17 protein-coding genes are annotated in these 26,755 nt (G+C 72.6%); 13 read left to right on the forward strand and 4 right to left on the reverse strand.

What is annotated here, in order from left to right:
* Window positions 1-58 precede the first annotated feature (58 nt).
* Complete coding sequence (gene ilvN / locus FDF13_RS14080; RefSeq protein WP_137320197.1) at window positions 59-571, reverse strand: acetolactate synthase small subunit; 513 nt, start codon at window positions 569-571, stop codon at window positions 59-61.
* Window positions 571-2,454 (reverse strand): acetolactate synthase large subunit, encoded by a 1,884-nt coding sequence (locus tag FDF13_RS14085; RefSeq protein ID WP_137320198.1) that lies wholly within the window; start codon window positions 2,452-2,454, stop codon window positions 571-573. Before FDF13_RS14085 ends, ilvN begins: the two co-directional genes overlap by 1 nt.
* Before the next feature lie 356 nt (window positions 2,455-2,810).
* Between FDF13_RS14085 and FDF13_RS14090 the strand changes: the two genes are divergently transcribed.
* From FDF13_RS14090 to FDF13_RS14125, 8 genes are all read left to right on the forward strand, one after another.
* Window positions 2,811-4,559, forward strand: coding sequence for an ABC transporter ATP-binding protein (locus FDF13_RS14090; protein ID WP_137320199.1), 1,749 nt, complete (start codon window positions 2,811-2,813; stop codon window positions 4,557-4,559).
* Window positions 4,556-6,373, forward strand: coding sequence for an ABC transporter ATP-binding protein (locus FDF13_RS14095; RefSeq protein ID WP_175406992.1), 1,818 nt, complete (start codon window positions 4,556-4,558; stop codon window positions 6,371-6,373). The genes FDF13_RS14090 and FDF13_RS14095 overlap by 4 nt, the downstream gene beginning before the upstream one ends.
* Window positions 6,374-6,575: 202 nt before the next feature.
* On the forward strand, window positions 6,576-8,702 hold the full coding sequence (locus FDF13_RS14100) for a hydantoinase/oxoprolinase family protein (protein ID WP_137320200.1): 2,127 nt from the start codon (window positions 6,576-6,578) through the stop codon (window positions 8,700-8,702).
* Window positions 8,699-10,747: a hydantoinase B/oxoprolinase family protein gene (locus FDF13_RS14105; RefSeq protein ID WP_254668825.1), complete on the forward strand. Its 2,049-nt coding sequence runs from the start codon at window positions 8,699-8,701 to the stop codon at window positions 10,745-10,747. Before FDF13_RS14100 ends, FDF13_RS14105 begins: the two co-directional genes overlap by 4 nt.
* Window positions 10,744-11,685, forward strand: a complete 942-nt coding sequence (locus FDF13_RS14110; RefSeq protein ID WP_137320201.1) for a carbamate kinase — start codon at window positions 10,744-10,746, stop codon at window positions 11,683-11,685. The genes FDF13_RS14105 and FDF13_RS14110 overlap by 4 nt, the downstream gene beginning before the upstream one ends.
* A gap of 77 nt (window positions 11,686-11,762) precedes the next feature.
* Window positions 11,763-13,328, forward strand: a complete 1,566-nt coding sequence (locus tag FDF13_RS14115) for an NTP transferase domain-containing protein (RefSeq protein WP_254668826.1) — start codon at window positions 11,763-11,765, stop codon at window positions 13,326-13,328.
* The gene (locus FDF13_RS14120; protein ID WP_137320203.1) at window positions 13,325-14,449 is read left to right on the forward strand and encodes a VWA domain-containing protein; all 1,125 of its coding nucleotides are present in this window, start codon (window positions 13,325-13,327) and stop codon (window positions 14,447-14,449) included. Before FDF13_RS14115 ends, FDF13_RS14120 begins: the two co-directional genes overlap by 4 nt.
* Complete coding sequence (locus tag FDF13_RS14125; RefSeq protein ID WP_137320204.1) at window positions 14,442-15,575, forward strand: XdhC family protein; 1,134 nt, start codon at window positions 14,442-14,444, stop codon at window positions 15,573-15,575. The genes FDF13_RS14120 and FDF13_RS14125 overlap by 8 nt, the downstream gene beginning before the upstream one ends.
* 7 nt (window positions 15,576-15,582) lie before the next feature.
* Here the strand turns inward: FDF13_RS14125 and FDF13_RS14130 are convergent, their stop codons facing one another.
* Complete coding sequence (locus tag FDF13_RS14130; RefSeq protein ID WP_137320205.1) at window positions 15,583-18,564, reverse strand: DUF1116 domain-containing protein; 2,982 nt, start codon at window positions 18,562-18,564, stop codon at window positions 15,583-15,585.
* A gap of 11 nt (window positions 18,565-18,575) precedes the next feature.
* Window positions 18,576-19,508, reverse strand: coding sequence for a DUF2877 domain-containing protein (locus FDF13_RS14135; RefSeq protein ID WP_137320206.1), 933 nt, complete (start codon window positions 19,506-19,508; stop codon window positions 18,576-18,578).
* A gap of 173 nt (window positions 19,509-19,681) precedes the next feature.
* On the opposite strand from FDF13_RS14135, the gene FDF13_RS14140 reads away from it, so the two are divergent.
* The 5 genes from FDF13_RS14140 to cutA all read left to right on the forward strand — a co-directional run bounded on the left by FDF13_RS14140 (window position 19,682) and on the right by cutA (window position 26,719).
* Complete coding sequence (locus FDF13_RS14140; RefSeq protein WP_217494868.1) at window positions 19,682-21,262, forward strand: PucR family transcriptional regulator; 1,581 nt, start codon at window positions 19,682-19,684, stop codon at window positions 21,260-21,262.
* Between the two features lie 177 nt (window positions 21,263-21,439).
* Window positions 21,440-22,933, forward strand: coding sequence for a uracil-xanthine permease family protein (locus FDF13_RS14145; RefSeq protein ID WP_137320208.1), 1,494 nt, complete (start codon window positions 21,440-21,442; stop codon window positions 22,931-22,933).
* Window positions 22,930-23,835, forward strand: coding sequence for a xanthine dehydrogenase family protein subunit M (locus FDF13_RS14150; protein WP_137320209.1), 906 nt, complete (start codon window positions 22,930-22,932; stop codon window positions 23,833-23,835). Before FDF13_RS14145 ends, FDF13_RS14150 begins: the two co-directional genes overlap by 4 nt.
* Window positions 23,832-24,332: a (2Fe-2S)-binding protein gene (locus FDF13_RS14155; protein ID WP_137320210.1), complete on the forward strand. Its 501-nt coding sequence runs from the start codon at window positions 23,832-23,834 to the stop codon at window positions 24,330-24,332. Before FDF13_RS14150 ends, FDF13_RS14155 begins: the two co-directional genes overlap by 4 nt.
* Complete coding sequence (cutA, locus tag FDF13_RS14160) at window positions 24,329-26,719, forward strand: aerobic carbon-monoxide dehydrogenase large subunit (RefSeq protein ID WP_137320211.1); 2,391 nt, start codon at window positions 24,329-24,331, stop codon at window positions 26,717-26,719. The genes FDF13_RS14155 and cutA overlap by 4 nt, the downstream gene beginning before the upstream one ends.
* The last annotated feature ends 36 nt before the right edge of the window (window positions 26,720-26,755 follow it).

Here is a 26,755-nt window from a genome sequence, read left to right on the forward strand (position 1 = left end):
ATAGGGAATGCGGGACGCCGACAGCGGTGTCCGCATCGTGTCCTGCTCCGGGAGCGGCTCAGCCGGCGCGGGGCGCCTTGTCGGTGATGGACTTCGGACCGCGGGCGATCGCGACCGTGCCCGACTGCACGATCTCCTTGATCCCGAACGGCTCGAGCACGAGGCGCAGCGCGTCGAGCTTCGACTGCTCGCCGGTCGCCTCGATCGACACCGCATCGGGGGCGACGTCGATGATGTGGCCGCGGAACATCTCCACCGCGGCCGCGATCTGCGCCCGGGTCGCGGCGTCGGCGCGCACCTTGAAGATCATGTGCGCGCGCCGCACGGACACCTCGGGTTCGAGCTCGACGATCTTGATGACGTTGACGAGCTTGTTGAGCTGCTTGGTCACCTGCTCGAGCGGCACGTCGGCGACGTCGACGACCACGGTGATCCGCGAGAACGCCTCGATCTCCGTGGTGCCCACCGCGAGCGAGTGGATGTTGAAGCCGCGGCGCGCGATGAGTCCGGTGAGGCGGGCGAGCACGCCGGGCTTGTTCTCGACCAGGACGGACAGTGTGTGACGGCTCATCAGACGCCCTCCTCCAATTCCTCTCCGCCGAAGTCCGGGCGGATGTCGCGTGCGTACTGGATCTCGTCGTTGCTCACACCGGCGGCGACCATCGGCCACACCATGGCGTCGGCCGGCACGGTGAAGTCGATGACGACGGGTCGGTCGTCGATCTCGAGGGCGCGCTGCACGGCGGCATCGACGTCCTCGTTGCGCTCGACGCGGATGCCCTCGCAGCCGTAGGCCTCGGCGAGCTTGACGAAGTCGGGCACCCGCACCGAGTTGTGCCCGGTGTTGAGATCGGAGTGCGAGTAGCGGCCGTCGTAGAACAGCGTCTGCCACTGGCGCACCATGCCCAGGGAGGAGTTGTTGATGATGGCGACCTTGATCGGGATCCGGTTGATCACGCAGGTGGCGAGCTCCTGATTGGTCATCTGGAAGCAGCCGTCACCGTCGATGGCCCACACGACGCGGTCGGGTTCGCCGACCTTCGCGCCCATCGCCGCCGGCACCGAGTAGCCCATGGTGCCGAGCCCGCCGGAGTTGAGCCAGGACCGCGGGCGCTCGTACTTCACGAACTGCGCGGCCCACATCTGGTGCTGCCCCACACCGGCGGCGTACACGCCCTCCGGCCCGGTCAGGGCGGAGATCCGGGAGATGACGTACTGCGGGTCGCACAGCCCGTCCTCGTTCTCCTCGTAGCCGAGCGGGAAGGTCTCCTTCCACTCGTCGAGCATCCGCCACCAGGCGGTGCGCTCGTCGGCGAGCACGGCCTCGTACCGCGTCCGGAGCTCGGTGAGGAGCTCGGCCATGACCTCGGCGGCGTCCCCGACGATCGGCACGTCCGCGGTCCGGTTCTTCCCGATCTCCGCCGGGTCGATGTCGGCGTGGATGACCTTCGCCCGCGGGGCGAAGGAGTCGAGGTCGCCGGTCACGCGGTCGTCGAACCGGGCCCCCACCGCGATGAGGAGGTCGGCCTTCTGGAAGGACGCGACCGCCGGCACGGTGCCGTGCATGCCGGGCATCCCGAGGTGCTGCGGGTGCGAGTCGGGGAACGCGCCGCGGGCCATGAGGGTGGTGGCGACCGGGATGTGCGTCGCCTCGGCGAGCGCGAGCAGCTCCTCCTCCGCGCCGGAGCGGATGACGCCGCCGCCGATGTAGAGCACGGGTCGGCGGGCCTGCGCGATGAGCGCGGCGGCCTCGCGGATCTGCTTGGCATGCGGTTTGAGCACCGGGCGGTAGCCGGGCAGGTAGGGCTCCTCGGGCCAGACGAAGGGCGCCTCGGCCTGCTGCGCGTCCTTGGTGATGTCGACGAGCACCGGGCCGGGCCGTCCGGTGGTGGCGATCCGGTGGGCGCTCATCAGCGCCTGCGGGATGTCCTCGGCGCGGGTGACGAGGAAGCTGTGCTTGGTGATCGGCATCGTCATGCCGACGATGTCGGCCTCCTGGAAGGCATCCGTTCCGAGCAGCTTCGAGGACTGCTGACCGGTGATCGCGAGCAGCGGCACCGAATCCATGTGGGCGTCGGCGATCGCGGTGACGAGGTTCGTCGCGCCCGGGCCGGAGGTCGCCAAGCACACGCCGAGCTTCCCGGTCGCCGCGGCATAGCCCTCAGCGGCGTGGCCGGCGCCCTGCTCGTGGCGGACGAGGATGTGCGTGATCTTCTCGGAGTCGAGGAGCGGGTCGTAGGTCGGCAGGATGGTGCCGCCGGGGAGCCCGAAGACGGTGTCGATGCCGAGCAGCTCGAGGCTGCGGATGACGGCCTGCGCGCCGCTGAGGACCTCCGCGGTCGAGCGGTCCTGGCGGTGCGCCGGGGGCGCGGCGGTGGGGACGGGGGCGCCCGCGGAGGCGGGACCGGTCGGCTTGGCTGTCCGGCGGGACGCCGGGGCGGGGCCCGGCTTCACGGGCCCTCCCGGTCCGCCGGACGATGCTGAGGCTGCCAACTTGACTCCTTCATCGTGTACTGAACTGGTCCCCGCATGAGAAACGCCCCTGTCCGGTTTCCGGGAGGGGCGCGCGGGACGTCGTCGAAGCGACAGCTCTACGGGTTCACCGCGCGCTGCGTAATGACGACGACAAGGTTCTGCATGTGACTGAGCTTACCCGCGCCCCGGTGGTGCATGTCAAATGGCGGCCACTCCGTCTCGCATCGTGGATTCCGTGTCCGCGCTCGCCGCCGCTCCGGTCACCGCCGCCGCAGGCCGCGCACCCGGCCGCCGCCCGGCGACAGCGGCGAGCCCGCGGAGTAGGCTTGACTGCCGTGCGCTCCCTCCTCCGCTTCTGGCCCGACATCCGGCGCAAGCTCCATGTCTACCTCACGATCATCGCGCTGACCTTCGGGGCGAACGCGATCTCGCTGCTCGTGCCCGCGCTCATGGGGCGGATCGTCGACGGGCCGATCGCGGAGCAGGACCTGTCCGCCCTGTGGCTGCCGATCGCGGCGGTGCTCGGCATCGGCGTCGTCGAGGCGGTGGCCCTGTGGGGACGGCGGATGATCGCGGCGAAGGTCGTCTCGCAGTGGGAGATCACCTGGCGGGCCCGGATCTACGACCGCCTCCAGTACCTGTCGATCGGCGTGCACGGCTCCTGGGAGTCCGGGCAGCTGCTGTCGCGCGCGATCAACGACATGACCCAGCTGCGCCGGTTCTTCGCGTTCGGCGCCCCGTTCATCGTCTCCACCCCGTTCGTCATCGTCACCGGCATCATCGTCCTCACGGTGATGGAGCCGGCGTTCGGGCTCATCGCGGTGCTCATGGCGATCCCCATGCTCGCCGGCGTCATCGTCTTCAACGCCCGCTACCAGCGGGAGTCCCGCGCCTCCCAGGACACCATGGGCGTGATCTCCACCCAGGTCGAGGAGTCCGTCCAGGGCATCCGGGTGATCAAGGCGTTCGGCCGTGCACCCTGGGTGACCGAGCGGTTCGAGGCGATCTCCGCCCACCTCCGCGCCATCGAGGTGCGGAAGGCCTACCTCGACTCGTGGATGTGGGCGGGCACGATGACCCTGCCGCGCCTCGCGATGGCCGCGGTCATCGCGGTGGGCTCCTGGGGCGTGCTCGCCGGCTGGACCACGGTGGGCACCGTCGTCGCCGGCGTCACCCTGGTCATGGTGCTCCGCATCCCGGTGGAGATGCTCGGCTTCCTGCTGTCCGACGCGATCATGTCCGTCACCGCCGCCGCCCGCTACTGGGAGGTCATGGACACCGCCTTCGACATCACCGACGCCGACGGCGGCATCGATGACGCTCCCCCGTCCCGCGCATTCACCGGCGTCCTCGAGTTCGACGACGTCGCCTTCGGCTTCCCCGACACGGACCTCCTCACCCTGCGCGGGGTGAGCCTGCGGATCGCCCCCGGTGAGACGCTGGCGCTCGTCGGTGCCACCGGCAGCGGCAAGACGGCGCTCGCCTCGCTCGTCCCGCGCCTCTACGACGTGAGCTCGGGAGCGATCCGGATCGACGGCACCGACATCCGCGAGCTCCCCCTCAACGAGCTCCGCCGCCTCGTCTCGGTGAGCTTCGAGGAGCCGATCCTGTTCTCCGCCACCGTGGCCGACAACGTCTGCATGGGCTCGCCGGGCGCAGGCGAGGCCGAGGTGTGGGAGGCCCTGGAGATCGCGCGGGCCGCCGATTTCGTGCGCGCCCTGCCCGCGGGCCTCGACACCGAGGTCGGCGAGCAGGGGCTGTCGCTGTCCGGCGGGCAGCGCCAGCGCCTCGCGCTCGCCCGTGCGGTGATCGGCAGGCCCCGGCTCCTCGTCCTCGACGATCCGCTGTCCGCCGTCGACGTCGACACCGAGGAGCGGGTGCAGCGCGCCCTGCGCGAGGTCCTCCACGCCTCGACGACCCTGATCATCGCCCACCGGCCCTCGACGACCGCGCTCGCCGACCGGGTCGCGGTGCTCGACGACGGCCGGATCGTCGCCACCGGCACGCACGAGGAGCTGCTCCGCACGAGCCGCACCTACCGCGACCTCATGGGCGCCTCCGCCCCCGAGGAGGTGCGCCGGTGACCCCCGCGATCCGCGCCGACGAGGACACCGAGGCCGAGGAGCTGCCGCCGGACATCGCGCGCCGCGCCCGGCGCCTCCTCGGCTCGCTCGCCCGCCCCTACCGCGGCGGGATCATCGCCTTCGCGGTCGTCGTCGCCCTGACGATCCTCGCCTCGGTCCTCGATCCGGTGTTCGTCGCGCTCGCGCTCGACGAGGGTCTCCCCCGCGCCGCGGACGGCGACGTCACCGCGCTCGGCTGGGCGATCGGCGGATTCGTCGGCGTCACCCTGCTCGGCGGTCTCGGGATGTGGCTGGCGAACCGGCTCGTCGGCGTGCTCGCGCAGAAGATCATGTTCGACCTGCGCACCCGCCTGTTCGTCCACACCCAGCGCCTCGACCTCGGCTACCACGAGAAGTCAACCTCGGGCCGGCTCGTGTCCCGGCAGACCTCGGACATGGAGTCGGTGCAGCAGTTCCTCGGCTACTCCCTCATGGATGCGCTGTCCGCGCTCGGGCAGATGACGTGCATCGCCGTCATCCTCGTCGCCCTCGACTGGCGGCTCGCGCTCGTCGTGTTCGCCGGGTTCATCCCGCTCGTGTTCACCACCCGCGCCGCCCAGCGCACCCAGCGGGCGGCCTTCCGCCGGACCCGCACCTCGATCGCGAAGGTCATCGTCCACTTCGTCGAGACGATGGGCGGGATCCGCGCGGTGCAGGCCTTCCGCCGCCAGCCGCACGGCCGGCAGCGGCTCGAGAGCGAGGACGAGCAGTACCGCGACGCCAACGTCCGGGCGCTGCGCGGGGTCGCGTGGTTCGCCGGCTCGACCCGGCTCATCGGCAACGTCACGCAGGCCGCGGTGATGGCCGTCGGCGCGTGGTTCGTCATCGAGGACTGGACGCAGATCGGTGTGCTCGCCGCGTTCGTCCTCTACCTGCGCCGGTTCTACGGCCCGCTCGACGAGCTCGTGCAGACCTTCAACCTCTACCAGTCGGCATCGGCCGCCCTGGAGAAGATCGCGGCGGTCCTCGACACCGAGCCCACGGTCGAGGAGCCGGACCACCCCGTCGCCCTGCCCGCGCGCCGGAGCGCGGACGCGGCCGGGCGGGAGCTCGCTTTCTCCGCCGTCCGGTTCTCCTACGGCGAGGGCCCGGACATCCTCCCGACCTTCGACCTGAGGATCCCGGCCGGCCAGACCGTCGCGCTCGTCGGGGCGACCGGCGCCGGGAAGTCCACGCTCGTCAAGCTCGTCACCCGCTTCTACGATCCGTCCGCCGGCACCGTGGCCGTCGACGGCGTCGATCTGCGCGATCTCGCCGACGCCGCGCTGCGCCGGTCAATCGTCATGGTGACCCAGGAGTCGTTCCTGCTCAGCGGCACGATCGCGGACAACATCCGGATCGGCCGCCCGGAGGCCACCGACGCCGAGGTCGAGGCGGCGGGTCGGGCCGTGGGCCTCGATGCCGACGTCGCCCGCCTGCCCGCCGGCTACGCCACCGACGTCCGCTCCCGCGGGGGCCGGCTGAGCTCCGGGCAGCGCCAGCTCGTGTCCTTCGCCCGGGCGTTCCTCGCCGATCCCGACGTCATCGTGCTCGACGAGGCGACGGCGCACCTCGACATCCCCTCCGAACGGCTCGTGCAGTCCGCGCTCGAGACCGTGCTCGCCGGCCGCACCGCGATCATCATCGCCCACCGCCTGTCCACGGTGGAGATCGCCGACCGGGTGCTCGTCATGGAGGCGGGCCGGATCATCGAGGACGGCGAGCCCGCCGCGCTCATCGCGGGCACCGGGCGGTTCGCCGCCCTCCACCGCGCCTGGCGCGACTCCCTGGCCTGAGGCGGGAGGCCGGGGACTGATCCGGGAGGCCGGCGAGCAGCCGCCCCGGTTCCCAAGAAAGCGGTGCTGATTCGGCAGAAGTTGCCGAAGGTGTGGCGTGCATCACCCGGGAGAATGAGAGCGCGAGCAGGCACGGACCCCTTCCGTGCCATGGGCGGTCCGGCCGCTCAGCACTCGAGCGAACGCATCCGGAAGGACTCCCATGACGACAGCGCAGCGGCGCATCCGCATCGGCATCGACACCGGCGGAACCTTCACCGACATCGTCGCCTTCGACGAGGACTCGGGAACTCTGACGACGACGAAGACCCCGTCGACCCCGGCGAACCCCGCCGACGGGTTCATCACCGGGATCGACAAGGTGCTCGCGGAGCTCTCGGCCACCGGCGCGGACATCGCCGCGGTGAGCCACGGCACGACGGTGGCGACGAACCAGCTCCTCGAGGGCAAGCTCGACCGCCTCGGATTCATCACCACGGAGGGCTACGAGTTCATCCTCGAGATCGCCCGCCAGGCCGTCCCCGACGGCTACGGCAACTCCTACTTCTGGGTCAAGCCCGGGCGCATCGTGCCCGCCGACCTCGTCAAGACGGTCGCCGGCCGGATGGACTTCGAGGGCAACGAGGTCCGCCCCTTCGACGAGGAGGGGGCCCGCGCCGCCGCCCGGTGGTTCCGGGAGCACGACGTCAACACCCTCGGGGTCAACTTCCTCCACGCCTATGCGAACCCCGACCACGAGCAGCGCATGCGCGCGATCCTCGCCGAGGAGCACCCGGACGCCGTCGTGTCCCTGAGCTCCGAGGTGCTCCGGGAGTACCGCGAGTACGAGCGGTCGATGACGACGCTCGTCGACGCGGCCGTCAAGCCCAAGGTGTCGCGCTATGTGACGAACATCCACGAGCGCCTCGACGCCTACACCGGTGCAGAGCACGGCGACCGCGGCTCGATCCCGTTCTACATCATGAAGTCCAACGGCGGAGTGCTGTCCGCCGACGAGGTCGTCCACCAGCCCATCACCACGGTCCTCTCCGGCCCCGCCGCCGGCGCCCTGGGGGCCGGACTCATCGCCCGGGAGGCCGGCTTCGAGAAGGTCCTCACCTGCGACGGCGGCGGGACCTCGACCGATGTCACCGTCGTCCTCGACGGAGAGCCGGCGCTCACCACCGAGGGAACCGTCGGCGCCTACCCGTCGAAGATCCCGATGATCGACGTCGTCACCGTCGGCGCCGGCGGCGGCTCGATCGCGTGGACCACCCCCGAGGGCCAGCTCAAGGTCGGCCCCCAGTCGGCAGGAGCGGATCCGGGTCCGCTGTGCTACGCGAAGGGCGGCACCGAACCCACGATCACCGATGCGCACGTGTTCCTCGGGCGCATCCCGGCCCACCTCCTCGGCGGGGAGATCCCCCTCGACGTCGAGGCGGCGCGCACCGGGATCGCCGCGCTCGCCGAGCGCCTGGGTCTGAGCCCGGAGCACGCCGCGGCCGGCATCCTCGAGATCAGCGCCTGGAACCAGGCGAACGCGCTGCGGCAGATCTCGGTCAAGCGCGGGCTCGACGTGCGCGACTTCATGCTCGCGACCTTCGGCGGCTCGGGCTCGCTGCTCGCCTGCCGGCTCGTCGACATCCTCGACCTCGCCGGGGTGCTCGTCCCGCTCAACCCCGGCAACGTCTCCGCCTTCGGACTCCTCACCGTCGACGTCCGCAACGACTACGTGCAGACCAACGTCGCGAAGGACATCGGTCTCGATCTCGAGGCGATCACCTCGATCTTCGACGCGCTCACCGCGCAGGCCGCGTCCGCACTCACGGACGAGGGCTTCGCGGCCGCCGACCACGAGTTCCAGCGCTCGGTCGACCTCCGCTACTTCGGTCAGGCCTTCGAGGTCCGGGTGCCCGCCCCGGCCGGTCCGGTGACCCGGGAATGGGCCGACTCCGTCACCGCCGCCTTCCATGCCGAGCACCGCAGCCTCTACGGCTACGACTTCGCCGGCGACGCCGAGCAGCAGGTCGAGTGGGTCAACCTCCGGGTGTCGGGCATCGGCCCCATCACCCGTCCGGAGATCCCGCAGATCGCCGCCGCAGCCGGCGCCCCCGACATCGACGAGCGCGCCCGCACCTCCGTCCGCGAGGTGTGCTTCGACGCCGACGCCGGGTTCGTCGAGGCCGGTGTCTACTGGCGGCCCGAGCTGCTCTCCGGCGACCGGATCACCGGTCCGGCGATCATCGAGGAGTTCGGCTCCACCGTCCCCGTCCATCCCGGATTCCGCGCCGACGTCGATTCCGCCGGCAACCTCGTCATCACCCGCACCACCACGGAGGCAGCGCAGTGACCACCACCGACTCCACACCCACCCGGCAGACGCCCCCTCAGGACTCCGGTTCGATGCTCGGCCTCGCGCCGCTCACCGGACAGGAGCTCGCGGACTACATCGCCGCCTCCCCGATCAACCCGGCCGGGCTCCCGACCGCGTACTCCCACGGAGGCCGGCTCACCCCGGACGGCACCGCCGTCGACCCCATCATCGTCGAGATCGTCGAGGGGACGCTGGCGAGCGTGGAGATGGAGGTCGAGACGGCGATCGCCCGCACCTCGCGCTCGCCGATGATCCGCGACGCCCACGACTTCCGGGCCGGCATCCACGACCGGCAGCTCCGCAAGCTCACCGGACGCTCGTACTCCGCACTCGTCCACCCGGTCGTCCGCGACTTCCCCATCGAGGAGATGCGCGAGGGGGACGTGTTCTTCCACAACGACGTCTACGCCTCCGAAGGCGGGATCGGACACCTGCCGGACATGTGCGTCACCGTCCCGGTGTTCGCCGACGGCGAGGTCGTGTGCTTCGTCCAGGCCTTCGGCCACCACGACGACATCGGCGGGGCCTGCCCGGGCTCCATGCCCTCGGGAGCGACGAGCGTCTTCGAGGAGGGCCTCATGATCCCGCCGATCAAGCTGTGGGACGCCGGTGTGCCGAACCGAGCCGCGCTGCGCATCATGACCCGGAACTCCCGCATGCCCGACTCGCTCGCCGCCGACCTCGACGCCGAGTGCTCGGGCTGCCTCATGGGAGCCCGGCGGCTCGCCGAGCTCTTCACCCGCTACGGGGTCGAGACCGTCGAGGGCGCCTTAGACACGATCCTCGACAACACCACCGACATCTACCGCCGTGAGATCCTCGCGAAGATCCCCGACGGGCAGTACGTGTGGGAGGACTACGCCGAGCACGACGGGGTCGCCGAGCCGCAGCTCCACACGCAGCGGATCACGCTGACGAAGACCTCGACCGGCGGCCCGGGCCCGGGCGACGGCGGACCGCGCCTCATCATCGACTTCACCGGCACCGCCGCCCAGGCGGCCGGGCCGATCAACCACTGCGGGGACTACGTCGGCGGCAACTTCCTCAAGAAGTGGCTCGCCCCGATCCTCCGCAACCTCGCCGACGGGCCCGAGCGGATGGCCGAGCTCGACGTCAACGAGGGCATCGTCCCGCTCATCGAGATGCGCTTCCCGGAGAAGGGCACCCTGCTCACCCCGATCTTCCCCGGCCCGACGAACGCCCGCACCTTCGTCATCCTGCGTCTGCTCGGAGTGCTCGCCGGGGTCGTCGCGAAGGCGGTCGACGGACAGATGCCGGCCGACCAGGAGACGATCCGCTACACCGGCGTCTACGGCAAGGACACCGACGGCAACGACTACCTCATGCGCGAGGTGCTCGGCGGCGGCTCGGGCGGGCGCTACTACGCCGACGGCGAGGACACGATCCACGTCGTCCCCGACTCCCGCAACCTCCCCACGGAGTTCACCGAGTCCCGGTTCCCCTTCCGGGTCGAGCGGCTCGGGCTCGCCGTCGACTCCGGTGGGGCCGGCCGCTACCGCGGCGGGCTCGGCTACGAGAAGCACATCAGGATGCTGCGCGAAGGCCACTTCATGTCGATCGCCGACCGCTCGATCCTCGCCTGCTGGGGCGTGCGCGGCGGGAAGGCGGGACGTCCGTTCCAGGTCACGATCGATCCGGGCGGTCCGAACGAGCGCGAGATCGACGCGCTCGCCGATGCCGAGCCGATCGCCGCCGGCGAGGTGGTGCGCATCCGCACCACCGGCGGCGGCGGCTGGGGCGATCCCCTCGACCGGCCCGCCGAGGAGGTCCTCCGCGACGTCTCCTGGGGCAAGGTCAGCATCGAGGGCGCCCGCGCGGACTACGGGATCGTCGTCACCGGATCCGGCGACGAGCTCGCGGTGGACTCCGCGGCCTCCGACGCCGAGCGGGAGCGGCTGCGCTCCGCGCGCGACGGGGACGAGCCGTTCTTCGATCGCGGACCGGGATACGCCCGGCTCGCCGGGGACGGCACCCGGGCCGCGCAGGTGGACTGGCTGTGAGGATCCTCGTCGCCCTCGGCGGCAACGCGATGACCGCACCGGACGGCTCGGCCGCACCGGACGATCAGCGCCGAGCGATCGCCGGGGCGGCCGTCCATCTGGCCGACCTCGTCGCCGCCGGCCACGAGGTCATCGTCACCCACGGCAACGGCCCCCAGGTGGGCAACATCCTGCGGAAGAACGAGATCGCGGCCGGCGAGCTGCCTCCCGTCTCGCTCGACTGGTGCGGGGCGCAGACCCAGGGCACCCTCGGCTTCACGATCGTCGACCGGATCGAGAAGGAGCTCGGCGACAGGGGCCTCGCCCGGCCGGTCGTCGCGCTCGTCACGCGCACGGCGGTCGACCCCGACGACCCCGCCTTCACCCACCCGGTCAAGCCTATCGGGGCCTACCACCCGCGCGCGCACGCCGCTCGGATGGAGCGCCACGGGCAGGTCTGGCGCGATTTCGGGGAGAAGGGCTGGCGCCGGGTGGTCGCGAGCCCCGACCCCGTCGAGGTGCTCGAGACCCGGACGATCGTCCACCTCGTCGACGCCGGCTGGATCGTCGTCGCCGCCGGCGGCGGCGGCATCCCCGTGGTCCCCGACGGGCACGGCCACAACGGGGTCTCCGCGGTGATCGACAAGGACCTCACGGCCGCTCGGCTGGCGGCGAGCGTCGGTGCCGACTGCCTCCTCATCGCCACCGACGTGCCCCATGCGGTATCCGGGTACGGCACCCCGGAGGCATGCGACATCGGCGCGGTGTCCGTCGCCGAGCTGCGCGAGATGCACCGGTCCGGCGAGTTCGGCTCCGGGTCCATGGGTCCGAAGATCGAAGCGGTCCTGCGCTTCGTCGAGGGCGGCGGGCGGCGCGGCGTGATCACCGCGCTATCCTCCCTCGGGGCCGCGGCCGAGGGCGCTGTGGGCACCGTCGTCACCTCTGCCGGTCCCGCGTAGACTCGGGATTCGCCCCCGCGCTCCCCCGGACCGCGCGGGAACGAGCGACCCGGCCGGCTCCGAGGAGGAGGAGAACAGTGGACGTGCAGGTCACCGGCGTGCTCCTGGCCGCAGGGGCCGGCACCCGCCTGGGCGGGCCCAAGGCCCTCCTGCGCACCTCCGACGGCGCACCGCTGCTCGCCCTCCAGGTCGACCGGCTCCGCGCGGCCGGATGCGACCGGGTGATCGTCGTGCTCGGATGCGCCGCCGACCGGGCGCGCCACCTCGTTCCGCCCGGTGCCGAGGCGGTGGTCGCCGACGACTGGCGCTCCGGCATGGGCGCCTCCCTGCGGGCCGGGCTCGATGCCGCGGACGCTCCGGGGCTCACCGCGGTGCTCGTCTCCCTCGTCGATCTCGCCGAGCTCCCGACCGAGGTGTGCGCCCGCCTCCTCGAGCACGCCCGTCCCGACGTCCTCGCCCGTGTGCAGTGGGACGGGGCGCCCGGTCACCCCGTGCTCATCGGCGCCGCGCACGTTCCGGCGGCACGCGCCGCGGCCACCGGGGACACGGGCGCCCGGGACCTCCTGGAGCACGCGGCCGCGAGCGGGGCGCTCACCCTCGTCGACGGCGGTGATCCGCATCGCGGAGCCGACGTCGACACCCCGGAGGACTGCGCGGCGGCCGGGCTCCGGCTCCCGCCTGATCCGCCGGGCACCCCGGCCGCCCTCGCCGCAGCCCTGGCGCGCACCGGCTATCTCGCCTCGGACGACCTCGCGACCGCGGCCTGGCTCGCAGGCGAGCTCGGGCGCCCGCTCCTGTGCGAGGGCGTGCCGGGCGTGGGCAAGACGAGTCTCGCGGCGGCCCTCGCCGAGGTGTACGGCGGTCCCCTGTTCCGGCTCCAGTGCCACGAGGGGATCACGGCCGCCCACGCCCTGTACGACTGGGACTTCGCCGGTCAGATCCTCCATCTGCGCTCCCTCGAGGCCGAGGCCCGCACCACGGGCACCGTGCTCGCCTCGGATTCGGTCGAGGACGCGCTCCACTCCCGCCGGTTCCTGCTCACCCGGCCGGTCCTCCGCGCGCTCGAGGCGTCGAGCGCGGACACCCCCGCCGTGCTCCTCATCGATGAGCTCGACCGCACGGACGACGAGTTCGAGGCGGTGCTCCTCGAGGTGCTCTCCGAGTGGACGGTGTCGGTGCCCGAGCTCGGGCGCACCGAATCGACGATCGGCACATCCAGGCCCCCGATCGTCGTCCTCACCTCGAACCGCACGCGCGAGATCCACGATGCGCTGCGCCGCCGCTGCCTCTACCACTGGTTCGAGCAGCCGAGCCGGGCCCTCGAGGGGCGCATCCTGGCGGCGCGCGCACCCGAAGCGTCCGCAGATCTCCGCGCCGCCGTCGTCGCGGCCGCCGCACGGCTGCGCGAGCTGCCGCTCGTGCGGCCGCCCGGCACCGCGGAGACCCTCGACTGGCTGCGTGCCCTCGACCGGCTCGGCGTTGTCGAGCTCACCGAGCCGACGGTGCGGGCGACGCTGTCGACGGTGCTCAAGGACGCCGCGGACGTCCGCGGGTTCGACCCGGCCGCGGTGCTCGGCGACGACACAGCACTCGGCGACGGCGCAGTGCTCACAGAGGGCGCCGACCGGGAGCCCGGATCATGACGCCGCGCACACCGGCCGCCGGGACGACGCAGGACCTCAGCGGGGTGCTGCTCGGTCTGGGCGGCGCCCTGCGGCGGGCCGGGCTCCCCGTGACCCCGCCGGAGATGCACCTGCTCGTCGCGGCCGCGGCGCGGCTCGACCCGCTCGACCCCCGGCAGGTGCGCGCGGCCTCACGGGCCATCTGCTGCCGGGAGGAATCGCAGATCGCCGTCCACGATGCGGTGTTCGCCCGCTATTTCGGGCTGCGTCCGTCGCGCGTCGAGCCCCCTGCCCCCGTCCCGGTGCGGACCCCGGACAGCTCCGGTGCCGGCGAGGCCCCGGGCACGGAGACCGGGGTGCCCGAGGCCGCCGCGAGCCGCACGGAGCTGCTGCGCCGCACCGACCTCGGCGACGGCGCCGACCGGGAGGCGGCGGCCCGACTCATCGACGGCCTCACGGTGCAGCGGCCCGTGCGCATCGGTGCGCGCACCCGCCGCGCGGTGCACGGGCCGGTCGATCTCGAGCGCACGCTGCGCGCTCTGGCGCGCGCCGACGACCTCCCCCGGCTGCCGCGTCGACGCCCGCTCCCCCGGCCGCGCCGGGTCGTCCTCGTCCTCGACGTCTCGGCCTCGATGCGCCCCTGGCTCGACGCGATCATCCGCTTCGCCCGACGCTGGCGGATCGAGGCGGATGCCCGGGTGTTCACCGTCGGCACCCGGCTCACGCATGTCACCGCTGAGCTCGGCGAGGCGGATGCCGGGGCCGCCCTGGACCGGATGCTCGACCACGTGCCCGATGCCGTCGGCGGGACACGGCTGGGGGATTCGCTGGGGACCCTGCTCGATTCGAATGCCCTCGCGGTGCGCGGCAGCGTCTGCGTGCTCGTGTCCGACGGCTGGGAGACGGGGTCGATGGACTCGCTGGACCACGCCTGCGAGCGGCTCGACCGGCTGTCGCGACGCTTCCTCTGGGTGAACCCACGGGCCGGCCGCCCGGGCTGGGAGCCGGCCACCCGCGCGATGGGGATCGCCGCCGCCCACGCCGAGCGGACCCTGCCGGGAACGACCGTCGCCGATTGGGAGCAGGTCGCCGCGACCATCGGACGGGCTCCCTCCCCGGGACGGGAGCCTGCCCGTGCGTGACATCTGCGAACCCCTGCTCGCGTGGCTCGAGGAGGGGCGGGAGTGCGCGGTCGCCGTCGTCGTCGACACGTGGTCCTCCGCGCCCCGCCCGGCCGGCACCATGATGGCCGTCGACCGCGCCGGCGAGGCGATCGGCAGCCTGTCGGGCGGCTGCATCGAGGGCGCCGTGCACGCCCTTGCGCTCGAGGTCATGGAATCCCGCTCGGCGCAGATCGCCCACTACGGCATCAGCGACGACGAGGCGTTCGGTGTGGGGCTGGCCTGCGGGGGGACGCTCGACGTGTGCGTCGTCCCGGTCACCGACCCCGCCGCGCTCATCGCATTCCTCCACGCGGTGCGCGCGGAATCACCGGCGGCCCTCGCCCTGCGTCTGCCCGCGGATCCGGCGGGGTCCGCGCCCGGCGACGCGCTCGGCGGGGGCTCCCCGTGGCTCGCCATCCCCGTCGAGGATGCGACGGTCGGCGGCCTCGGCCATCCGCGCCTCGACGCGCATGTCGCCGAGGACGCCCGCGGCCTGCTCACCGCAGGGAGCACCCGGGTGCGGGAGTACGATTCGACCGGCCGGCGCCTCGGCGGCGGGACCCGGGTGCTCATCGTCGTCTCCGCCGCCCCGCCCCGGCTGCTCGTCTACGGGGCGATCGACTATGCGCGGGCGCTCGCAGGGCTCGGCCGCTTCCTGGGTTACCGGGTGACGGTGTGCGATGCCCGCCCGGTGTTCGCCACGGCGGCCCGGTTCCCGGAGGCGCACGAGGTCATCGCCCGGTGGCCGCACGATCACCTCGCGGCGGAGATCTCCGCGGGGCGGGTGGACCCCTCGACGGTCGTCGCCGTGCTCACCCACGATCTCAAGTTCGACGTCCCCGTCCTCGCCGCCGCGCTCCGGGCCGATGTCGGCTACGTCGGGGCGCTCGGCAGCCGACGCACGCATGCGCTCCGGCTCGCCGGGCTGCGGGAGGCGGGGCTGAGCGAGGAGGAGCTCGGCAGGCTCCGCGCGCCGATCGGCCTCGACCTCGGGGCGCGCACCCCGGAGGCCACCGCGGTCTCGATCTTCGCCGAGGTGCTCCGCGACGCCTCCGGGGCCACCGGTCTGCCGCTGACATCCGGCGCAGGCCCCATCCACCGCTGAGCGGCGGTCACCCGGGGACGGTCTCCTCGAGCGCGGCGAGCGCGGCGGTGAAGCACTCCGCCGGCGGGGTGACGAGCCCGGCACCGACCTGCCCCACCCCTGCGATCTTCCCGGCCATGCCGGTGTTGATCTGCGGGAGCACCCCGGTCCGGACCACCTTGGTCGCGTCGATGCCGCTGGGCACGCCGCGGAACTCGAGCACCGGGACCTGGTGCACGGGGTGCTCGCCGAGCGTGATCTCGTACATCCGCAGAGTGGTCTCCACCGCGAACGCGACATCGCTGCCGACGAGGCGCACGATCGCCGGGGCGGCCGCCATCGCGAGCCCCCCGATCCCCGCGGTCTCGGTGATGGCGGAGTCCCCGATGTCCGGGTTGGCGTCGTCGGGCCCGTAGGAGCCGAGGAACAGCCCCTGCGGGAGCTGGGCGGGGCCGGTGTACCAGCGGTCCCCGGTGCCGGAGAGCTGGATGCCGAAGTCCGTGCCGTTGCGGGCCATCGTCACCACGAGGGTCGAGCCGGGGACGTCCTTCGCCGCGGCGAGGGCGAGCTTGCACGTGGGCATGACGATGTTGAGCGCGAAGTAGTCGTTCGAGCCGAGGAACCGCGCGCACTCGGCGAGATCCTCGCGCGACCAGCCGTCGAGGGAGAGGAGGTCGGGCATGATGTCCCGGAGGAAGAGCAGCGTGCCGGTGCGGTTGCGGTTGTGCCCCTCGTCGCCGGACTGGAGCATCTGGGAGACGTAGTTCTTCGTGTCGATCGGTCCGTGCGCGGCGAGCACCGCGGCGAGCACGGGCCCGAGCACGTCGCGCATCCAGCGCAGCCGCTCGAGCACCTCCGGGCCGTTCGCCCCGTAGCGCAGCACCTTGCCCAGGCCCTCGTTGAGCGAGCAGTAGGCGCGGTTGCCGTGGACCGGGTCGACGAACTCCATCATCCACATGCTCGGAGAGACCACACCGGCCATCGGACCCACCGCGTCCCGGCTGTGGCAGGGCGCGAACGAGAAGCGACCGGCGGCGAGCCCCTCCTCCGCCTCGTCGAGGGAATCCGCCAGGCCCTCGAACACGACCGCGCCGGCGAGCGCTCCGCGCATCGGGCCGGAGGCGCGCTCCCAGTCCAGCGGCGGGCCGGAGTGGAGAAGCTCGGTCTCGGCCAGGCCCAGGCACTCGCGCGCCGGCCGCAGGCCGACGAGCTCGGCGCCGGCGGCGAGCATCCGCTCCAGGGCCTGCGCATTGGCGGCCTCCCGGCGCTCGTCGGCCATGACGGCGGTGAGCGCGCGGATGTCGCCGGCCGGCGGCTGCCAGGCCACTTCCGTGACGGCCACGGCCTGGGCGCGCAGGGCCTCGGCGAACAGGGACACCCCGGAGGTGACGACCACCGGGTCGCGGTCGAGGAGTCCGCGCAGCGGGCTGCTCGCGGGATCGGATGCGCCCGTGCTCCCGGCACCGGCGCCCCCGGTCCCGTCCGCGGAGCGCACCGGCGACGCCGTGGGCACCGCGTGGCCGAGGTGGGCGAGCGCCCGCCCCACCGCTCGGGCATGGGAGCTGAAGACCTCGGCCCCGGCGGCGACGAGCGCCTCGGCGGCGGCCGCGCGCCCCTGGGGGTCTGCCTCGGTCCCGACGAGGCCGACGACGACGGGCAGGGTGCGACCGGCGGCCGCCGCCGTCTCGCGGGCCTCCGCGATCGCCGCTGCGAGTTCGGCGGCCGGGTCCGGGTGGGAGGCGTGTCCGAGGACGAGATCGAGGAGGAGCACCCCTGCCGTCCCGCCCGCGCTCCGGATCGCCCTCTGGCGCAGCTCCGGGTCGATCATCGGGTGGGCACGGCCGCGGGTCATCGCATCGTCGCCGAAGTCGAGCACGCGGTGGCCGGAGGCCGGCAGGCTGTGGCCGTCGATCTCCGGTGCTCCGTCGAGCGGGATGTTCGACGGGATCGGTCCGAGCACCGACGAGGCGATGAGCATCGCCTCGTCGGCGAGCGTCCCGCCCACGTACAGTCCGTGCAGGTCCCCGCCGGCGGCGGTAGCCGCGGCCGGCGGCTCCCCCGCTCCCCAGGACCGCCACTGGGGGACGGTGCGCCCGGTGGCGGCGAGGGCGGCCTCGACCCCGGCGGTGAGATCCGGGCTGTCCGGTCCGAGGACCGCCCAGGAGACCGGCAGGCCGAGCTCGCCGGCGAGCGATTCGACCTCGCGCACAACCGCGGGGTCCGCGGGCTTCGACACGATGATGACGTGCTCGGTGCCCGGGTCCGCGGAGAGAGCGCGCAGCGCCTGCTTCGTCGTCCGTCCGGCCACGGCGGACCCGAGGTCGCGGCCGCCGGTGCCGAGGACGTGGCTCACCCCGGCCCCGGCCTCGTCGAGCAGCGTCATGACCTGCTGCGCGCCGGTGCCCGAGGCGGCGACGATCCCGAAGGTCCCCGACCGCACGGTGTTGGCGAAACCGAGTCCGACCCCGCCGATCGCGGCGGTCCCGCAGTCGGGGCCCATGACGAGGAGGTCGCGGGTGGCCGCGGCGTCCTTGAGCGCGATCTCCGTCTCGACCGGGACATTGTCGCTGAAGAGCATCACCGAGCAGCCGGCCTCGAGCGCATCGTGGACCTCGACGGCGGCGTACTCGCCGGGCACGGAGACGACGGCGAGGCCCGCCCCGGTCCGGCGCGCGGCCGAACCCAGCGTGAGCGGCGGGCTGTCCCCGCCGAGCGGCCCACCGGCGGCCGCCGCGGCGGCCGCGAGCTCGGCGAACGCCGCATCGAGTGCGGATCGCGCGGCCTCCAGCGCCTCCTCGGTCTCGCCGCGCACGGCGATGACGAGGTCGGTGGGTGCCGCTCCGTCCGCGACGTCGAACCCGACCTCCCGCATGAGGTCGAGGTTGAGCGGGGTGCCCATGCCGATGAGGGCATCGCTGACCCCGGGGGTGCTCTTCACCCGTGCGGACACCTGCATGAGGGCCACGGAGTCGAAGTAGACTCCGCTGCGGATCTCGATCGAATCGGTCATCGGGGTTCCTTTCAGGAGGACGGTGCGACGGGCGAGGCGGACGGCGGGACAGCTGCGGGACCGCTGTCGGGTGCGGTCGCGTCGGTGAGGTGGACGGCTGCGGCGCCGCACAGGATGTCGGCTCCCGAGCTCGTCCCGACCGCGGCGACGGCGCGTGCGATCGGGCCGGCCGGCGCGCCGGAGACGAGGAGTTCCAGGGCCGCGCGCACCTCGGGCACGCAGGCGCCGGCGGCGGCGGCGTCGAGGAGCGAGGCCGACAGCCCGCCGGTGGGGGCAGGTCGGGCGGCGAGGGCCGCGCGGAGCCGGTTCCGGAGGAGGTCGAGCGCGGGCACGGCGCGGACCTGCCGGAGCGCGAGCAGCACGCCGCAGACGGCGTCGTCGCCGGACGGAGTGGAGCCGGGGCCGAGGCCGAGCAGCGCGGCGAGCGCGGAGTCGACGGCCCCGGGGTCGAGGGCGCGTCCGACATGGACGAGTCGTGCGGCACGGTGGGCCAGATCCTCGATGCCCGGCTCCGGCCACGCGGGGTGGGCGATCGAGGCGGAGACGGATGCGGCCGAGGCACGGCGTGCGGGATCGCACGGCCGGATGCGCGTGGGATTCCAGCGGCGGCGGATCGCGCAGTGGAAGTGCTCGGTCATAATGCGTCCCGACTCCACCCGGAGGGCCGCACCGATCTGCAGGGAGGCCAGTCGATCGCCGGTGAGCTCGGGGACGAGGACGGCCGTCGGCAGGCGCAGCGCCGTGGGGCCGAGCACCGGCAGCACCGCGCCGGTCTCCGAGGCCGCGTAGAAGCCGTGGCGCATGATGCCGACGACCTGCCAGGGGCCCGGCCCGGCCGCCGACGTCAGGGTCGAAGCGGCGGCCGCCAGCTGTGCGGGCGCGGGCCGGCGCGCAGTCGTCGGGTTCCGGGGAGGAGCGGTCGATGCGACGGGCGCTGTGGTCATCCACTCAGCCTATGCCCGGCTGGTATGGTGCAGGTCACGGCGAATCATGCCGAACCAGCCGGTGCGATCCGGCAGAACATGCTACGGCTCATGCCGCATCCCGAGAGGAGCCCGCGATCACCGAGCTCGACCCCGCCGCTCTCCCGCTCTCCGAGGTCCTCACCCTCCCCTCCTTGCTCGGCTCCCGGCTCGTCGCCGGCGGCAACCGGCTCGACCGGACGGTGCGGCGGGTGAACATCATGGAGGTCCCGGACATCCTCCCCTGGGTGCGCCCGCACGAGCTCCTGCTCACCACCGGGTACCCGCTCCGCGACGACCCCGGGCGGCTGACGGAGCTCGTCTCCGAGTTCTCCGCGCACGGACTCTCCGGCCTCGGCATCAAGATGAGCCGGTACCTCGAGGAGATCCCGGAGGAGGCGATCGCACTCGCCGACGACCTCGGCCTGCCGATCATCGCGCTGCCCGCGGACACCGGGTTCGACGACATCATCAACGAGGTCCTCGCCGAGGTGCTCGGCCGCAGCGCCGACTCCCTCCATCGCAGCGAACGGGTGATGCGCGAGCTCGTCGATGCCGTCGTCACCGGAGGCGACCTCGACGACGTGTGCGCGCGCCTCGCCCACGAGATCGGGATCCACGTCGTCGTCACCACGATGGACGGCCGGGTCCGCGCCGAGGTCCCCGATCCCCGCGCGGTCGCGGACCCCCCGCGGCCGCGCGAGCTGCCGTGCTTCGATCCGACGGGCCGCTTCCGCGTGGAGAGCGAGCCCACGGGCGTCGACCTCGCGCAGGACGGGATGCACCGGATGAGCACCAGGATCCTCGGCGGGTCCCGCGATCTCGGTCGGCTCGTCGTGTTCTCCGAGCGGGGGCTGGGCCCGGCCCACCTGGGAGTCCTCGAGCAGGCGGCCGCGGCCGCCGCCCTCGTCATCACCAAGCAGCAGGCGATCTCCGCGGTGGAGAGCAAGTACCGGACCGATTTCGTCCACGAGGTCATGCGCGGCCGCATCACCTCGACGGACCGGATCCTGTCCCATGCGGAGTCGCTCGGCTGGGACCTCGACCGGCCGCTGTCCGTCGTCGTGGCCGAGGTCGACGCCGATGCCGACGCCTCCGAGGGAGACGAGAAGCGCACGCTCCAGGAGCTGTTCGCCACCGCGTGGACCGCCGCGGTGAAGCGGCTCGACGAGAAGGCCGCCGTGGTGGGGGCCGGCGACGAGGTCATCGTGCTGCTGCCCGCGGCCGACACCGAACGCCAGACCGCGGCGGTGGAGGAGTGCATTCGGGAGGTCCGGGGCATGGGCGGCGGCGGCAGACGGGCCTTCTCCACCGGGATCTCCCGCCCGGCGGCGACCGTCCACGATCTGCCGACCGCCTACGTCGAGGCCACCCGGGCGGTCGAGATCGGCCGCCGGATCCACGGCGGCAGCGCACTGAGCCACTTCGACACCCTCGGGGTCCACCGGCTCCTCCTCCAGGTGGCCGACACCGAGGAGCTGCGCGCCTTCGCCGAAGACACCCTCGGCCCGCTGGCCGGGGACGCGAAGACCGAGTACGCCGACCTGCGGGAGACCCTGCAGGTGCTCCTCGACCACAATCTCAACGTCGCCGAGACCGCCCGCGCGCTGTTCTTCCACTACAACTCGCTGCGCTACCGGATCACGAAGCTCGAGCGGATGCTCGGGCCCTTCACCACGGACCCGCACCTGCGCCTCGCGATCACCCTGGCTCTGCAGATCGTCCGGCTCCCGTGACGACGGCGCGCGACCCCGGCCCGGCCGACTGGCGGAAACCTCCAGTGCGCACCGATCCGGTTCGTCAGATGCTGACGTGACCTGCGCCTCATCGCCCTTCTAGGGTGTACACAGCGGCGAGTGACCGGGAGCGGTTCCCGAGCACCATCGCCACCGCCCGCGACCCGAGGAGCAGTCATGTCGGCATTCGGATGGAAACTCCACGGCGACGGCAAGGACGTCCTGCCCGGTCGCGCCGTCGCCCCGGACGAGCGCTTGAGCTGGGGGCGCACCGTGGGGCTCGGCGCCCAGCACGTCGTCGCGATGTTCGGCGCGACCTTCGTCTTCCCCATCGTCATGGGTCTCAACCCGCAGCTCGCCGTCATGGTCAGCGGGTTCTCGACGATCATCTTCCTCCTCATCGTCAACGGGAAGGTGCCGAGCTACCTCGGCACCTCTGCCGCGTTCGTCGGAGGCGTCGCCGCCGTCACCGCCCAGGGCGGCACCATCCAGGAGGTGTCGGGATCGATCCTCGTCGCCGGACTCGTCCTCGCGGTCGCCGGCGTCTTCATCCACTTCATCGGCGCACGCATCCTCACCCGGATCCTCCCGCCCGTGGTCACCGGCGCCGTCGTCATGCTCATCGGGTTCAACCTCGCCCCGGTCGTGGCGAACGTCTACTGGCCGCAGGACCAGTGGGTCGCCCTCATCGTCATGGTCGCCGTCATCCTCATGTCGGTGGGCCTGCGCGGGTTCCTCGGCCGCGTCTCCGTGTTCATCGGACTCGTCTTCGGCTACGTGCTCTCCTGGGTCTTCGACCTCGTGTTCGGCCAGATCACGTCCTACGACTCCGCGGTCGACGACATCACCACCCGCTTCCGCGTCGACTGGTCCGGCGTCGAGGCCGCCGCATGGATCGGCTTCCCGCCCTTCACCGACGAGGCCGCCGGCGTCGTCGGCATCCACCTGCCCGCCTTCAACGCCGGGTTCATCGTCCTCATGCTCCCCGCGGTCATCGCGCTCGTCGCGGAGAACGTCGGCCACGTCAAGGCCGTCGAGGAGATGACGCGCGTCGATCTCGACCCCTATGTGGGACGCGCGGTGTTCGCCGACGGCGTCGCCACCGCGATGGCCTCGAGCGTCGGCGGCTCGCCGACCACCACCTACGCGGAGAACATCGGCGTCATGGCAGCCACCCGCGTGTATTCGACCGCGGCCTACTACGTCGCCGCGCTCGTCGCGATCGGGTTCGGCCTCTCCCCCAAGTTCGGCGCGGTCATCGCAGCGGTCCCCGGCGGCGTCCTCGCCGGCATCACGGTCGTGCTCTACGGCATGATCGGCATGCTCGGCGCGAAGATCTGGAAGGAGAACCGGGTCGACTTCGCCAATCCGCTCAACCTCGCCCCGGTCGCGGCGGGCATCATCATCGCGATCGGCGACGTCGGTCTGACGGTGACCGAGAACTTCACCCTCTCCGGCATCGCGTTCGGTACCATCGTCACCCTGGTCATGTACCACCTCGCCCGACTCGTCGCCCCCCGCTCGATGCGCGATGCCGCGGCCGCAGAGGCCGTCGAGCCCGGCGGCACGGCGATCACCATCGGGTCCACCGGATCGGAGGGCCGGATCGGCGAGGAGCTCACCGAGGACTACGGTGCCCGTCGGGCACGCGAGAAGAGGACCGATACGTGAAGCCCGCCCCCTTCACTCTGCACCGTCCGCGCACCCTCGCGGCCGCGCTCGAGCTGCTGGCCGAGCTCGGCCCCGACGCCAAGGTGCTCGCCGGCGGACAGAGCCTCGTACCGGTGCTCAACATGCGCCTGGCGGCACCCGCCCACCTCGTCGACATCACCGCGCTGCCCGACGTCGACCGCGTCGAGTCGAGCGGGGCCGGCGTGACGGTCGGCGCGCTCGCCACCCATCGCGCCGTGGAGCACGATGCCGGCGCGCACGAGCACCAGCCGCTCCTCCGCCAGGCCCTCACCCACGTCGCCCACCCGGCGATCCGCAATCGCGGCACCGTCGTCGGATCGCTCGCCCACGCCGACCCCAACGGCGAGATGCCGATGATCCTCGCGCTGACCGAGGGGCACGTGCGCGCCGTGAGCAGCCGCGGCGAGCGCGAGATCCCGGCCGCAGAGCTGTTCGTCGGCCCGCTCGAGACCTGCCTGGAGCCCGACGAGATCCTCGTCTCGGCGACCTTCGGCGCAGCCGGGGCCGGGGCGCGCACGGGCTTCGACGAGCTGGCACGCCGATCCGGCGACTACGCGCTCGCCGGGGTCGGGATGGTGCTCGCGACCGACGGGGACGGCGCCGCGGAGACGATCACCGGGCTCAGCGCCGGATTCGTCTCCGTGACCGACCTCCCCGAGCGGCTCGTGCTCGACGAGCACGTGGCGGGCACCCCCACCGCCGAGGCCCGGGAGGTCGCCGAGGCGGTCGCCGCCGCCGTGCGCGAGCACATCGACCCGATCGACGACATCCACGCCACCGCCGACTACCGCCGGCACCTCGCCGGCGTCATCGCCCGCCGCACGTTCACCCGGCTGGCCCGCACGAACGACCGGCCCCGGACCCAGGAGGCGCACGCATGAGCAGCGAACCGACGAGCACCGTGAGACTGAGCGTCAACGGCGTGGACCGCACGGTCGACGTCCCCGACCGGCAGCTCCTCTCCGACGCCCTCCGCCACACCCTCGGGCTCACCGGCACGCACGTGGGCTGCGAGCACGGCGTGTGCGGAGCGTGCACCGTCCAGCTCGACGGTCGGCCGGTGCGCTCGTGCCTGATGTTCGCCGCCTCGGCGGAGGGCCATGAGATCACCACCGTCGAAGGGCTGGGCAACGGCCCGGACGACCCCGGGCCGGTGCAGCAGGCCTTCATCGACTGCCACGGCCTCCAGTGCGGCTTCTGCACCCCGGGCTTCGTCACGACCATCGATGCCTACGTCCGCGAGAACCCCGATCCGAGCGAGGAGGAGGCACGCGAGGCGATCTCCGGCAACCTGTGCCGGTGCACCGGGTACCAGAACATCGTGCGCTCGGTGTGCCGGGCCGCCGAGCTCGTGCCCGAGCGGGAGGAGGACGCATGACGACGCGGATGTTCGGACAGTCGATCACCCGACGGGAGGACCCCCGCCTCGTCACCGGCGCCGGAGCCTACCTCGACGACCTCGCCCCCGGGGTCCTCGCCGCTGCGTTCGTCCGCAGCCCGCACGCCCATGCCCGGATCCGCGACATCGACGTCGCCGGCACCCTCGACGTCCCCGGGGTCGTCGCGGTGTGGACGCACGAGGACCTGCCCGGCGCGGCGGCGGAGCGCCTGCCCATGCTCCTGCCGCACCCCTCGATCAGCTCTCCCCACACCGGGTTCGCGCTCGCGCGCGATCACGTCAACCACGTGGGCGAGCCCGTGGCGATGGTCGTCGCCGAGAACCGGTACATCGCCGAGGACGCGTGCGGGCGCATCGAGGTCGACTACGAGCTCCTCCCGCCGGTCGTCGGGCTCCCCGCCGCACGGGAGGCCGCCCGGGCCGTCCACGACGAGACCCCGGACAACGTCGCCGCCCACCACGTGCAGACCGTCGGCGACGCCGCCGCGGCGATCGACTCCGCCCCGCACGTGCTCGATCTCGAGCTCGAGATCGAGCGCAGCGCGTGCATCCCGATGGAGGGCAAGGGCGTCATCGCGCGGTGGAACTCCGAGGACCGGACGATGGTCGTCCACTCCTCCACCCAGACGAGCACCGGCCTGCGGGCGGCTCTGGCCGCCAAGCTCGGCTTGGCGCTCACCGACATCGAGGTCATCACCCCGGACGTCGGCGGCGCCTTCGGGGTGAAGATCAACCACCCCTGGCCGGAGGAGGTCGCGGTGGCCTGCGCCGCCCGGGCGCTGTCGACGACGGTGAAATGGACCGAGGACCGGCGCGAGCACTTCATCTCCTCCGCCCACGAGCGCGGGCAGCTCCAGCGGGTGCGGGTCGGATTCGACGACTCCGGTCGCATCCGCGGGCTCGATGTGCAGTTCTGGCACGACAACGGCGCCTATCTCCCCTACGGCGTCATCTGCCCGCTCAACACCTCGACCCACGTCCTCGGGCCCTACCTGGTGCCGGACTACCGGGTGGAGTTCTGGTCGATGTACACGAACACCGTCATCGTCACCCCGTACCGGGGTGCCGGCCGCCCGCAGGGCGTGTACATCATGGAACGCACCATGGATGCGATCGCCGAACGCCTCGGGATGGACCGCACCGAGGTGCGGATGAACAACTTCGTCCGCGAGTTCCCGCATCCGCTCGGCGTCATCATGCAGGACGGCGCCGAGGGCGTGCTCGACTCCGGCGACTACGTCGCCTCGATGGACAAGCTGCGCGCGCTCGTCGGCTGGGAGGACTTCGTCGAGTTCCGTGAGCAGGCACGGGCCGAGGGCCGCAGGGTCGGGATCGGCGTGGCCTGCTACGTCGAATCCACCGGTGCCGGCCCGTACGAGGGCGGTCACATCGAGGTCGAGACCTCCGGCCGGGTCAACGTCTTCACGGGGCTCACGACGCAGGGCCAGGCCCACGCCACGGTGTTCGCCCAGATCGTCGCCGACGAGCTCGGCGTGCCCATCGACCAGGTGCATGTGACGACCGGGGACACGCGGAAGATGGCGTACTCGGTGGGCACCTGGGGCTCCCGCGGAGCGGTGATGAGCGGCAACGCCGTGCATCTCGCGGCGCGGAAGGTCAAGGAGAAGGCGCTCGCGATCGCCGGCGACAACCTCGAGGTGGACCCCGGCGACCTCGAGATCGTCGACGGGACCGTCCGCGTCAAGGGCGACCCGAGCGCCTCCATGCCGCTGTCGGCCGTGTCCGTGCTGTCGAACCCGCTGCGCTACGCCTTCGACGAATCGGCGAAGGCCGCGACCCAGTTCGCTCGGCCGCCCGCTCCCGGGGCCCCGCCGGTCACCCCGGGCCGTGCCCCGGGTCTCGAGGACCAGGACTTCTTCTCCCCGGTGCGCTCGACCTTCGCCTCCGGGATGCACGCGGCGATCGTCGAGACCGACCCGGACACCGCCGACATCCGGATCCTGCGCTACTGCGTCGTCCACGACTGCGGGCCGATGATCAACCCGCTCGTCGTCGAGGGCCAGGTGCACGGCGGAGTCGCGCAGGGAGTCGGCGGCGCCCTGTACGAGCGGATGGCCTACGACGACATGGGGCAGCTCCTCAATGCCTCCTTCATGGACTTCCTCATGCCCTTCGCCTCCGAGGTGCCCCACATCGAGACCGACCACCTGGAGACCCCGAGCCCGCTGAACCCGCTCGGCATCAAGGGCGCCGGCGAGGCGGGCACGATCCCGGGCACCGCGGTGATCGCCGCGGCGATCGAGGACGCCGAGGGCATCCCGATCCGCCGGATGCCGATCTCACCCTCCGAGCTCTGGCAGCTGCGGCGCGAGACCGCCGACGCACCCGCGCCCGCCGCCCGCTGACACCCCGGACCATCCACCCGACCATCTACCCGACCA

It is taken from the genome of Brevibacterium sp. CS2 (assembly GCF_005280295.1).
Classification (GTDB): domain Bacteria; phylum Actinomycetota; class Actinomycetes; order Actinomycetales; family Brevibacteriaceae; genus Brevibacterium; species Brevibacterium pityocampae.

Coding starts and splice junctions, on each gene's coding strand:
- cutA (WP_137320211.1), top strand. CDS start 24,329: ATGACGACGCGGATGTTCGGACAGTCGATCACCCGACGGGAGGACCCC.
- FDF13_RS14135 (WP_137320206.1), bottom strand. CDS start 19,508: ATGACCACAGCGCCCGTCGCATCGACCGCTCCTCCCCGGAACCCGACG.
- FDF13_RS14155 (WP_137320210.1), top strand. CDS start 23,832: ATGAGCAGCGAACCGACGAGCACCGTGAGACTGAGCGTCAACGGCGTG.
- ilvN (WP_137320197.1), bottom strand. CDS start 571: ATGAGCCGTCACACACTGTCCGTCCTGGTCGAGAACAAGCCCGGCGTG.
- FDF13_RS14145 (WP_137320208.1), top strand. CDS start 21,440: ATGTCGGCATTCGGATGGAAACTCCACGGCGACGGCAAGGACGTCCTG.
- FDF13_RS14120 (WP_137320203.1), top strand. CDS start 13,325: ATGACGCCGCGCACACCGGCCGCCGGGACGACGCAGGACCTCAGCGGG.
- FDF13_RS14100 (WP_137320200.1), top strand. CDS start 6,576: ATGACGACAGCGCAGCGGCGCATCCGCATCGGCATCGACACCGGCGGA.
- FDF13_RS14130 (WP_137320205.1), bottom strand. CDS start 18,564: ATGACCGATTCGATCGAGATCCGCAGCGGAGTCTACTTCGACTCCGTG.